The organism is Corallibacter sp. (genome assembly GCF_048381695.1).
Taxonomy (GTDB): domain Bacteria; phylum Bacteroidota; class Bacteroidia; order Flavobacteriales; family Flavobacteriaceae; genus Corallibacter; species Corallibacter vietnamensis.
On sequence record NZ_JBLXHI010000010.1, the window covers coordinates 82,214 to 94,034 of the forward strand.

Genomic DNA, 11,821 nt, shown 5'->3' on the forward strand with positions numbered 1-11,821 from the left:
TGTGAGATGTTATATGATAATAAGAAACTTTCTATATTTTATATTGCGTTAACATACGCATATTACATCGTGTTTTTTTAAAAACAACATTGCCGTTATGATGGGTGATTCAACCATTTTTATTTTGTCTATTTTATTTTTTGACACCATGAGCTAGCCACCATTTTTGCCAAGCATAAATATGCCAAACCCCCCAAGCATTATCGTGTTTATTGTCATAGAAATCCTGAACATAATCACGTAAGGCAGCTACATTTATAATCGTGTCTCCATAAAAATTAGTATGAAACACTGTTTTTATTACATCGGTTTTAAGTTGGTTGTGCAACCAATGGTTTAAGGGTACAGAAAAGCCCATTTTTTTCTGGTTAATCAAATGCTCTGGAACTTCATTAGCGAGTAATTGTTTTAAATCTTTTTTTAAGTCTTTTTTTGTTTTTACCACTCTAGATGTTTTCCAAGCCCACTCAATCACATTTTTATCTAAAAAAGGTACGCGCACTTCTAGGCTGTTTGCCATGCTAGCCCTATCAACTTTTATAAGCACTCGTTGTAAATGTGCATAAAACTCATTGTATCTAAGCTGGTGTAATAGTTTAGTTTTTTTATTGTTTTTGAATTTATAAAGGTGATTTAGTGTACATGAATATTTAACATTTTTAAAAGCCTTATCTAAAACAGCTTTCGGCAACTTGGCGTGCTTATTAAAAACAAACGCATTAAATGATTTAAAATACGGCGCCCATGTTTGTGTTATTCCTAATTTGTTTGTTAAGGCAGCCAATGGTTTTCTTACGGTATATGGTAGCTTAAACCACCATCGTTTTTGTAGTATATCTAACATTCTGGGATACCCAAAGAAGAGTTCATCACCACCATCACCAGACAGCATCACCGTATGATTTATTTGTGCTTTTTTAGAAATGACATAAGTAGGTATGCTTGAGTAATCACCAAAAGGTTCAGAAAAGGCTAAAAAGTGTGCTTCTATTTCTGACATTAGATCTTCTGGGCTTACAGATACTATATGCTGTTTAATATGCAAATGTTTGGCATAGGCTTTAGCGATATCGCTTTCGTTTAGTTTGGCGTCAGCAACTTGTAGTGTAAAGGCCTCAATAGCATTCTTTTGTTGTTTTGCATAAGCACCAATTAAGGGGCTATCAATACCGCCACTTAAAAAGGTAGCAATAGGCACATCACTCACTAACTGTTTTGAAACCACATTTTTTAAAACCGAAGACAGAGGTTGGTTTTGAGAGGTGTCTTGTTGATTTTTACTAAAATGACTTTGTTGTTTTTTATTAATATCGCCTTGTCTGTTAATACATATCAATTCACCTGGTTTTACTTGAAAAATATCTTTATAAACTGTATCAGGAGCTTGCATATATCCTAAAGCAAAATAAGCTTTAACGCTAGCGGGTTTTAGTTTTAGATGGTTACTGTGCCAAGGGTGTTTATATACTTGATTAAATTGAGATGCAGCTACCAATCCTGAAACCGATTTTCCAAAAAACAAAGGTTTTATTCCTGCGAAATCTCGCGTTAAATAACAAAGGTCTGTTTTGGTATCTATAATAACAATGGCAAACATGCCATTTAAAGTTTGAATGGTTGTTTCAACCCCCAACTTATCCAATAAATGCATGAGTACTTCGGTATCGGATGTTGAAGCTAAATTGGTTAAGCCATGAGTTTCAGCTAAATCTTTATAATTATATAGTTCTCCATTAAAAACCACATGATATCTGTTGCTGGGGCTTTTTTTAGGTTGGTTTCCTTTGGGTGATGTATCTAAAATGGCCAATCTATTAAACCCTAATTGAAATCCATTGTTTTGTATGGTGTGCGTTGCATCTGGGCCGCGATGCTTTGATAATGCTAATAGTGTTTGAAATGTATTAAGAGGCGTTACAGGTGCACTAAACGTATACTCGGCTAAAAATCCACACATATATTTTATTGGTTAACTAATTTTTTATACAATGCTTCTAAAGCTGTTACCTCATTAGAAATTGAAAATTTAGAATGACTGTAAGATATCGCTGCTTTGGAAAATGCATCGTATAAAACAGGATTACTCCACAACTCCTTTAAGCAATTAGCTGCAGCATCAATATCATATGGATTCACACAATAACCTGTCTCACCATCTTTTATCGCTTCCGGCAAACCATCTGAACTTGATACAATTGCTGGTAAGCCATAGGATTGAGCTTCAATCACTGACATCCCTAACGATTCTGAATGACTTAATTGCAAAAAGAAATCGGATTGTTTTAATTTTTCTTTTAGTTCATCATTAGAAACACGTCCGTGATAGTATACAATATCTTTCAAATCATATTTATCAACTAGATAATACACTTGACCTGCATCAACACCATCACCATATAAATCATATCTTACGGGAATTCCTTGAGTTTTCAATTGTCTTATTACTCTAAAATTTCCGGCAATATTCTTTTCCCAACACATCCTAAATGCAGATACAATTCGCAATTCTGTCAAATCAGCCACTTTTTCATTTGTATTATTGGTTTCACCAAATGATATTGGTATCACGTGAATTCGTGACAAAGCTACATCCCATTTTTGATGTAAATACATCTTTTGATGCTGGCTCATAACTACAAAAGCATCTACTTTATTCCCATAATTAGCATAAAAATCAAACCATTTTTTGGAATACCAAGGCTTAACATAAGTATCTCCTCCCCTCAATGTAATAACAACTTTTGGGCGTTTATCTGATGGTATTGATAATAGAGTTAATATTTTAGGGAATAGATATGACTGTTGCAAATGCAATACATCCACCTGTTTACGAATTGCTAAAATAGACACATAATCCAAACTGGATTGGTTAGGACGAGCAATTGCGCATAGCTTTTGTATTATTTTGCGTTTACTATAACTTGGTAAAATTTTTACTCCCGAACCTGCTTTACCTCTAAAAGCATAAATCAAAACCTCTATTAATGAGGATTTTAATGCATCTAGAACAGGCGGTATATAAGGTTGATACGATTCGTTATAGTTTTCAAAAAGCTGTATGGTCTTGATATGTTTCAAATAAATAAAATTATATAAACCATGAATAAACTTTAAGTTTTAAAGGTAATTTAATATCTGCAATACGCCAAAGACACATAGATTTATCAGCATACTTACTTCCTTTTTCGGTGTACTTTTCGTCAATTATAGCAATTGGATTTCCTAAATTAAAAGGTGAAATTTCTAAATTTAGTTTGCGCCATTCCCCTGTTACAATGTCTTTATTCTTAGAAGTTTTTATAAAAGAAGTTGTCAATAAATATGTACTACCACTACGCTTAATATTGCGAAGGGCTCGATATATATCTTTATAAGATAAATGAACCAAACAATCACGACAGAATATTAAGTCTACCTTAGGCATACTATTTGATGTTAAATCTAATTCTGTAAAAGAAATAAATTCAGAAGTGAATTTCATTTTGTTATCTAATATCAAAGAAGTAACTATATCTCCGCCTGTATATTCAACATTTTCTAAATTAACAGCTTGCATCCAATTAAAATCACCACAAGGAACATCCAACAAAGTAGAAATTTCATACTTTTTTAATAGCACTTCCAATCCTTCTCTCAATGCTGTAGTTACAGAAAGTTCAGACCCATCGCCTGATACACTTTCAGCACTATTCCAAAACTTGGTTTCTTTATAATTTGTAAAAATCTCCTTTATTGGCTGGTTTTTAAAAGTTTTGGAATTTCTTTTAATTTTTACAAAATCTACTAAAAGACCTGGAGCAAAACGTTTTATTAGCTTCCTCATTATATTTAATTATCTTGAATAAAAAATAAGTGATTTCACAATTAATTTAATTGCATCTAAAGGAGACAGCTTAAAACCAAAAGAACTATTAATCGATACATAATGGGAAATTAGTTTAGGAAAATAAGCCTTTCTATTTAAAAAATAATCTTTATATAATAAATACTCCATCTCATTAATATACTCATAAAACCCAGAAGCATCAAAAACACCTTTCTTATTTGCTAAAAGCAACTTTTTCTTAATAGATGCAAAAACCTCAAACTCTTTATAAAAAATAACTTGTCTAAATATAATACGTTCAAGTATTTTCCCTTCATCTGCTGTTAATGAAGTATCTAAATAATTTAAAACGTTCATTTTTATCACATAATAATTACTAAACTTTTTTTTCGATTTTTTCACAGATACTTGCGAATCGTGCACTCGGTATAACAAAAGTACTTCGGGTAAATTATAAAATTCACCATAGGCCAATAACCTTACCCATAAATCATAATCCTCTGCTGGTTCTTTACTTGGATCATATCTAATTTTAAACTTATCGAATACTGTATTACGCAACATTACGGTAGGATGCCCAAAACAAGTTCTCCTCAATAACTGAACTTTTATATCATTATGATGAATAGGAACTTTTTTAACTAGCCTACTACCCATAATGCTATAAGTTGTTCCACAGGCAATCACTTCAGGATGAGTGTCCATAAACGCTACTTGTTTAGCAAAGCGTTCTGGTAAACTAATATCATCGCCATCCATTCTAGCTATATACTCACCTTTTGCAATAGTTAACCCATAATTTAGACTATTGGTATAGCCCGTATTTTTAGGTTTTTCAATTAACCTTATCCTCGAATCTTTAAAGGTTCGAATAATAGAAACCGTTTCGTCATTGGAAGCATCATCAATAATCAAAAATTCAAAATCAGTAAAGGACTGTCCTAAAATACTCTCTATAGCATCTCCAACATATTGAGAGCAATTATAAACAGGCATTAACACTGTAACTTTAGGGTAGACTTCAATCATTTTAAGAATTTAAATCTTGATTAAAAAACACCCAATTTTCTCCTTTTTTATAAAATGAAAAATCATAGGCCTGCATCACATTAAAAACACGCTCTTCACAACCAGGATAAAACCTATCGTGCAACTCAATAATCAAACAACGGGTTTTAGGTAGCCAGCACTTATAGTTTTTCTCAAAAAGTGCCATTTCCGCTCCTTCAATATCTATTTTTAGTATATCTATTATAGATATATGATAGATTTTCATTAATTGAGAAATACTAATAGTTTCTACAGAAGAGACTATTGTTTTAACATCCGTAATTTCTGATGCTGCTTTAGTTACAAACCCCCATTTCCCAATACCTTCATCAACAATTTCTAATAATTCATTGGTGGTATGATGTAAAGCATTTGGTAATAACACCACTTGTTTATAAGCCTTAGTATTCTTTTTTAAAACTCTAATATTTGAAGCTTCAGGCTCAATAGAGTAAATATTAGCTTTCGGAAAACGTTGAGAATAATATACAGCGGCCAAGCCAATATTAGCACCTGCATCGATAATATGTTTTGGTTGAAAAGGATAATCAATGTCGTATTCTTTAGCATCAAATATTTGTTTAAAAGTAGGGTAATCTGATGTGTTTCGTCTTAAATATATGGGCTGCTTATAATGCGGTATGTAAATCGATAGGATATTGTTATCCTTAAATTTCACATAAGGAATAAGCTTTAATTTCAATTTAACTAATGCTTTAATCCCTTCCAGCTTATGTTCACTAATTATTTTAAGTATTGGTATCATATAAAATTCTGAAAATATAATTTAATGCACTAGTAAAAACGGACCCTTAATTCATCCCAAATATATCAAAATGGAAATAAATTAATGCGTTTTTAATACTTAATATACAGAAAAACAAACCAAAGCACCTCACGCCAATCCATTTTAAAAACTTCAAAAATCAATCTTAATTTACTCTTAACCCCAGAACAATGATTCCGTAATATCTGCTTATAACGTTTAGCTTCAACTTCTGCTATTAACTGCCTATCACGTTTAGTAAAACGAGATTTTCCCCATTTTAAAAGCGCTTTGGTAAGCTCACGATATCGCACATATTGTTCAAAAGGAGCTTGTGTTACAATTAAAGACGTATTAGTATCATGCTTTCGCACACAGGCTAACACATCATCTAGCGCATAAAACTTGTAATAATAAGCCACCCGACGCCAATACTCCCAATCTTCAAAAATGACAAAGTTTGTATTAAAGAGGCCTACCTTATCAAATACCTCGCGTTTTATTACTGGTGTAATCATTGAAAGTCTATTTTTTAACAGGATTTCTTCAAATACATATCCATGATTCCCCGTTTGTTTTATCACTCGTCCTGTACGCATGCCGTCACTATTTACATACTCTATATTGCCTGTTACTAGACCAACCTCTGGATGTTGCTGAAATATTGGTATTTGTTTTTCTAGTTTATCGTGTAACCAATAGTCGTCGTCATCACAAAAGGCTATGTATTGCCCTTGCGCTAATGATAGGCCATAGTTTCTACTCCCATTACTGCCTTTAGGGTAGCTGTCTGGGCGGGTTGTATAACGGATTCTATCGTCTTTATCTTGATAGGCGCTAACTACAGTTTTGGTATTATCAGTACTTCCATCATCAATCACCAAACACTCCCAATGCGTATAAGTTTGATTTATGATACTCGTTAATGCCTCCCCTATATATGTTGCACGGTTGTATGTTGGAATGATAATAGATACTTGTACAGCGCTCATTATTTAACTATAAGTATTAATCCATTGTTGCGTTTTAGATACATTTTGCAAATACACTTTATAATTAAAAACCAAATAGTATAGTTTTTTAAAATATGTATAACTCATCATTTTTTGCTCGTAATTGCCAAGGCATAGTCTATACACATTTTTTAACAAGCCATTTTTTAACAACACAAAAACACGTTGTCTCCGTAAAGTTTTACTCATAACACTTTTAGTTAGAACATCTTTGTAGGCTAAAATAACAAAATTAGAATAGGTCATAGCTTTACGTAACCGTGACAAATATTTTAAATTCAGTCTACCTGCAGTCATATAATGCTGAAAATACAGGCGCTCATCATACCATATTTTATACCCTAACAATTGTAACGCATAGCAATATTCTGTATCACCACCAGAGCTTAAGGCCGTTCCTTTTCTACAGCTTAAAATATGTTGAAAACCATGATTTAACAAAGCAACCCAATGTGTTTTACGTAACACCATTCCAGCACCATAAAGATATCCTGTTGTATTTGTAATATCTCCTGAAGTCATTGCTTGTTTTCCAACAGCATAATATTTAGAATAGTGTTGGAACCATTCTGGTTCCTTATCTTCAAAAACAGCATCACACCACCCACCTAACGCACCTATCTCTGGATGCTCTTGCATTATATCAAAGGCTGTTTGTACATAGGTATCACAAAGCCAATTATCATCATCACAAACCAATAGCAAACTATATTTTGCTTTATCATAGCCTAACTCTTGAGCATAAGACTTCCCAGGTTTGGGCTGACTAAAAGATTGATAGGTTATAGGAGTGTCTTTTTTATTAGTGTCCCACCAATTATCAGCTAGCTTTTTACTACCATCAGTAGAAGCATTATCAACAAGAATAATTTCACAAGGTACTTTTATTTTTTGCAGCACAATATGCTGTAATGTATCGGGCAGTCTTGTTTTACCATTGTAAGTACAAATAATAATTGAAACCCCTAGCGGAGTATCGTTAGACATAGGCTTTGTCATACTTATTTTAAATGCGTTGTTTGTAATGTTAAAAACCTTTGTTGTTTTTTATAATAGTTCCCTAAAACATACTTGCGTATTTTAGTGCTTCTTGATAGAATTTCTATGATATATATTTTTATAAATTTTAGTCTAGATAATCCTGCTGATTTAAAAGGGATTTTAGTCATAAAATGATAAGGTAATGTAAAATACTTTAGAGATACAGGCCGTTTTATTAGCATGGAAAAAATAAGCACCTCTAAATGGACCTTCATATTTTGGTAATACTTCTTATCTCTGGTTAATAAATGAGAAATTGTTATAATGGCGCTAGCCATAGCTTTTAAATAATCTTTACTTTTATAAGCGTTTGCTATTCCATCATCAGTAAAGTACCTGTAATAATTGTCTACCTCAACTATGGCTTTTAAGTTGGGTTGATTTATTAATGCTCTACAGTGCAACTCCCAATCTTGCCAAGCCTTTAATGTAGGATGCCAAGCACCACCACTCTTTATGAAAAAGTCTCGAGACCAAGTTACACCTGTTGTTTGCCATGGCATATCAGCTTTTAAAAAACGGATCAAAGAATTCGTAGCAGCTATATTTTTATCAATGGTATTCCACTGTTTATCAGTATCACCTATTTTTAACTTAAACACCCCTGATAATGATATAAGCATATCAATATTTTCATTATCAATATGAGTTATTCTATTTTGTAATGTATTAGGAATAAGCAAATCATCTGAATCTAAAAATATGATATACATTCCTTTACTTACTTCAAAACCAAAATTCCTACAACTATTTCCTCCTTTAGGCATAACCCCTGGCCGTTTATGGTATTGAAAGCGCGAGTCTTTATGAATGTACGTTTGTAATAGGGTTTCTGTATTATCGGTACTGCCATCATCAACCACAATGCATTCCCAATTTTGGTAGGTTTGTGCCAACACACTGTCCAAAGTTTCCCCAATAAGGTGGGCACGGTTATAGGTAGGAATAATAATGCTTACCAGCGGTTGCATAGCGAGTTTTGTGTTTGCTGTGCTAATATACGTATTTTATGTTTAGAATTTTTGGTGGTTGGCGGTTGTGGGTTGGCGGTTATCGGTTGTTGGTTGTCGGTTGTGGATTCCGCATCAAGTGCGGAATGACAGCGTGTGGGATTTGAGTAGGGAGTGGCGCGTAGTGAGAATGGAAAATTGATAATGGAAAATTGATAATTGATAATTGATAATTGATAATGGAAAATTGATAATGGGGAATTGAGGATTATGGAGATCGGGTGTCGGTTGTCTATTGTCTGTTGTTGGTTGGTGGTTGTGGGTTGTGGGTTGTGGGTTGACTGTTGTTGGTTGTGAGTAGTGAGTAGTGAGATGTGAGATGTGAGATGTGAGATGTGAGTTGTATGTTGTTGATTGTGGATTCCGCATCAAGTGCGGAATGACAGCGTGTTGGATTTGATTAGGGAGTGGTGCGTAGTGAGAATGGAGAATGGATAATAGAAAATTGATAATGGAGAATTGAGGATTATGGAGATCGGTTGTTGGGTATCGGTTATTGGGTATCGGTTGTTGGTTGTGGATTGACTGTTGTCGGTTGTATGTTGTTGGTTGTCGGTTGTATGTTGTTGGTTGGCGGTTGTGAGATGTGAGTTGTATGTTGTGGGTTGTGGGTTTTGACACATAGGTTTCTTTTGGTATGTGCTTATTTTATGCGGGGCGTTTTTTGTTGATATTGTTGATTTCATTAAACACATCTTCATACTCTAACCCCATATATTCACAAAATTCACGTATGGTTACAACTTGATGTTTTTCCTTTTGGTAAACATCTTTTATAGTACGCACTAATGTTTGAGCCGTTTTTTTTGATTTCCCTGTGATTGCCTCTACGTCAGATGGGTAAATACAAATTCTTTTCATAATAAATAACAAATCTTTAAAATCAACTTTTCATTTTTGGTTCATTAAGTTTCATATATAAAAGATCATTAGTTATTTACTTGCAAATTAGCATTTTATAGTATTCATTTTAAAATCCACTAAAATATGTTCTTAACATTTTCTCAACATTTTTTATAATCTTTTGATTTACAATACATTAAAAAACCATATGTTTACTAAAAACTTGCTTTTTGGGCATAAAAAAAGGTGTTTTAGTCATTCTAAAACACCTTTTTTACTACTGATGGAACACGCTGTTATAGGACTTCAACGATTTGAAGGGCGTTGAATGTTCCGTTTTTAAGTGGGTACTGGACATTGTTTATCTCTTGATAAAATGCTATTTTAAATAAATAAAATGCTTGTCCTGTACCCGCAGCAGGAGCTGCAGGCGTTAAGGTTACGGTTGTAGCTGTACCATTGATAGGTGCGTTTACAACGTTACTTAGCTGCATATCTTTTACCCCTGAATCAAAATCAAGGTTTAAGAAACCGCAACTAAACTCAACATGTGTTGCTCCTTCAGGAAAAAGTAGATGTTGATCAGGGATAAAATTGGTCATTGATATTTCTCCTGATGTGGTATTGAGATTAAAATCACTTAAAAGCACCTCTGATACGCTAGACTTTCTATTAAAGTCAAACCCGTTTAAGGGGCGTTTACCTTCTGGTGATTGAATACCTACAGCTACATTACGTTTACCACGTGGTGAGGTGGTATCGGCATTTTTTACTTGCGACATTACTTGGGTAAGTCTAGAGGCTAGCTTGCTATCTTTGGCATTTGCCACCAAATCTATTATAGCACGCCTAAGTAGTTTACCACTTGATGCTGCTAATCCGAATTCGCTATTGTTTTCACGTGTTCTTTGAAATGCCGGATCTTTTTTGATACGGTCTTTACTTACTCCGCCTTTAGTTCTTACGCGGTAACCATCTTCTGTCTTGTAGAAGTTTACATCATCTAATGTTCCTTCTATTTTAAATAGGCTTTTGTATCTTGCCATCTTTTCATTGTTTTATGTATGCTTCTTATTTGCATACGGTTAATATTTATTTACTGTGTTGCTTTTACTTTAGCTTTTAGATATGGTGCACTTATGTATGAGCTCCTACATAAAAATTTCTGTCTAAAAACTTGTGTGTTACAACACTTGAGACAAATGTAATGTACCCATATCAGGTGTGTTTCGCGTTTGTATGTGTTTGGGGTTTCTTTGCTTTTTATTTATGTTTTTAGGTGTTACTTGTGGGGTTATAGCTTTTAATGGCGTGAATGGTCTTGTTTGTGTTTTATAACGTGTATTTAACCTTTATGTCCTTTTTTAACCTTTTTGGTCTTTTTTGAGGCGTAATGGTATTGGCTGTTTGTACGGCGTATCTACGGGGTATGTACGGGGTGTGTACGGGTTTGGGTTGGCGGGAATTGAGATCGGTTGTATGTTGTGGATTCCGCATCAAGTGCGGAATGACAGCGTGTGGGATTTGAGTAGGGAGTGGTGCGTAGTGAGAATGGAGAATGGAGAATGGATAATTGATAATGGAAAATGGAGAATGGAGAATGGATAATGGATAATGGAGAATGGAGAATGGAAAATTGATAATTGATAATTGATAATGGAAAATTGATAATTGATAATGGGGAATTGAGGATTATGGAGATCGGTTATCGGTTGTGGGTTGTATGCTGTCTGTTGTTGGTTGTATGTTATCGGGTGTTGGTTGTCTGTTGTGGATTCCGCATCAAGTGCGGAATGACAGCGTGTGGGATTTGAGTAGGGAGTGGCGCGTAGTGATAATGGAGAATGGATAATGGAGAATGGAGAATGGATAATGGAAAATTGATAATGGATAATTAATAATGGGGAATTGAGGATTATTGAGATCGGTTATTGGTTGTGGGTTATTGGTTGGCGGTTGTGAGTAGTTAGTAGTGAGTAGTGAGATGTGAGTAGTGAGATGTGAGACGTGAGATGTGAGTCGTATGTTGTTGGTTGTATGTTGTGGGTTGTGGATTGACTGTTGTCGGTTGTATGTTGTATGTTGTATGTTGTATGTTGTATGTTGTATGTTGTGGATTCCGCATCAAGTGCGGAATGACAGCGTGTGGGTTGGTGGTTGTCGGTTATTGGTTGTATGTTGTGGGTTGACTGTTGTTGGTTATCGGTTATCGGTTGTGGGTTGTGGGTTATTGGTTGTTGGTTGGTGGTTGTGGGTTCCGCATCAAGTGCGG

At 34.2% G+C, this 11,821-nt stretch carries 10 protein-coding genes; all 10 read right to left on the reverse strand.

Features of this window, described 5'->3' with window-relative positions; translation table 11 throughout:
* Positions 1–133: 133 nt before the first annotated feature.
* Complete coding sequence (asnB, locus tag ACN5J3_RS12440; RefSeq protein WP_418511949.1) at positions 134–1,957, reverse strand: asparagine synthase (glutamine-hydrolyzing); 1,824 nt, start codon at positions 1,955–1,957, stop codon at positions 134–136.
* A gap of 5 nt (positions 1,958–1,962) precedes the next feature.
* Positions 1,963–3,078, reverse strand: coding sequence for a glycosyltransferase family 4 protein (locus ACN5J3_RS12445; RefSeq protein WP_418511950.1), 1,116 nt, complete (start codon positions 3,076–3,078; stop codon positions 1,963–1,965).
* A gap of 10 nt (positions 3,079–3,088) precedes the next feature.
* A complete protein-coding gene (locus tag ACN5J3_RS12450) occupies positions 3,089–3,823 on the reverse strand; it encodes a class I SAM-dependent methyltransferase (protein ID WP_418511951.1) in 735 nt (244 codons plus the stop codon).
* Positions 3,824–3,832: 9 nt separating this feature from the next.
* Entirely contained in the window at positions 3,833–4,855 is a 1,023-nt protein-coding gene (locus tag ACN5J3_RS12455; protein WP_418511952.1) for a glycosyltransferase family 2 protein, read from the reverse strand.
* Position 4,856: 1 nt separating this feature from the next.
* Entirely contained in the window at positions 4,857–5,642 is a 786-nt protein-coding gene (locus tag ACN5J3_RS12460; protein ID WP_418511953.1) for an FkbM family methyltransferase, read from the reverse strand.
* A gap of 92 nt (positions 5,643–5,734) precedes the next feature.
* Positions 5,735–6,634, reverse strand: a complete 900-nt coding sequence (locus tag ACN5J3_RS12465; protein ID WP_418511954.1) for a glycosyltransferase family 2 protein — start codon at positions 6,632–6,634, stop codon at positions 5,735–5,737.
* 3 nt (positions 6,635–6,637) lie between these two features.
* Complete coding sequence (locus tag ACN5J3_RS12470) at positions 6,638–7,654, reverse strand: glycosyltransferase (protein WP_418511955.1); 1,017 nt, start codon at positions 7,652–7,654, stop codon at positions 6,638–6,640.
* Positions 7,655–7,656: 2 nt separating this feature from the next.
* Positions 7,657–8,667: a glycosyltransferase family 2 protein gene (locus tag ACN5J3_RS12475; protein ID WP_418511957.1), complete on the reverse strand. Its 1,011-nt coding sequence runs from the start codon at positions 8,665–8,667 to the stop codon at positions 7,657–7,659.
* Positions 8,668–9,354: 687 nt separating this feature from the next.
* Complete coding sequence (locus ACN5J3_RS12480; protein WP_418511958.1) at positions 9,355–9,567, reverse strand: hypothetical protein; 213 nt, start codon at positions 9,565–9,567, stop codon at positions 9,355–9,357.
* Between the two features lie 278 nt (positions 9,568–9,845).
* Positions 9,846–10,595, reverse strand: a complete 750-nt coding sequence (locus ACN5J3_RS12485; RefSeq protein WP_418511959.1) for a hypothetical protein — start codon at positions 10,593–10,595, stop codon at positions 9,846–9,848.
* Between the last annotated feature and the right edge of the window lie 1,226 nt (positions 10,596–11,821).

What these genes read in the sequence shown, in the direction of transcription:
- ACN5J3_RS12460 (WP_418511953.1), bottom strand. Translation starts at nt 5,642, where the DNA reads ATGATACCAATACTTAAAATAATTAGTGAACATAAGCTGGAAGGGATT.
- ACN5J3_RS12455 (WP_418511952.1), bottom strand. Translation starts at nt 4,855, where the DNA reads ATGATTGAAGTCTACCCTAAAGTTACAGTGTTAATGCCTGTTTATAAT.
- ACN5J3_RS12480 (WP_418511958.1), bottom strand. Translation starts at nt 9,567, where the DNA reads ATGAAAAGAATTTGTATTTACCCATCTGACGTAGAGGCAATCACAGGG.
- ACN5J3_RS12465 (WP_418511954.1), bottom strand. Translation starts at nt 6,634, where the DNA reads ATGAGCGCTGTACAAGTATCTATTATCATTCCAACATACAACCGTGCA.
- ACN5J3_RS12475 (WP_418511957.1), bottom strand. Translation starts at nt 8,667, where the DNA reads ATGCAACCGCTGGTAAGCATTATTATTCCTACCTATAACCGTGCCCAC.
- ACN5J3_RS12450 (WP_418511951.1), bottom strand. Translation starts at nt 3,823, where the DNA reads ATGAGGAAGCTAATAAAACGTTTTGCTCCAGGTCTTTTAGTAGATTTT.
- asnB (WP_418511949.1), bottom strand. Translation starts at nt 1,957, where the DNA reads ATGTGTGGATTTTTAGCCGAGTATACGTTTAGTGCACCTGTAACGCCT.
- ACN5J3_RS12470 (WP_418511955.1), bottom strand. Translation starts at nt 7,654, where the DNA reads ATGACAAAGCCTATGTCTAACGATACTCCGCTAGGGGTTTCAATTATT.
- ACN5J3_RS12485 (WP_418511959.1), bottom strand. Translation starts at nt 10,595, where the DNA reads ATGGCAAGATACAAAAGCCTATTTAAAATAGAAGGAACATTAGATGAT.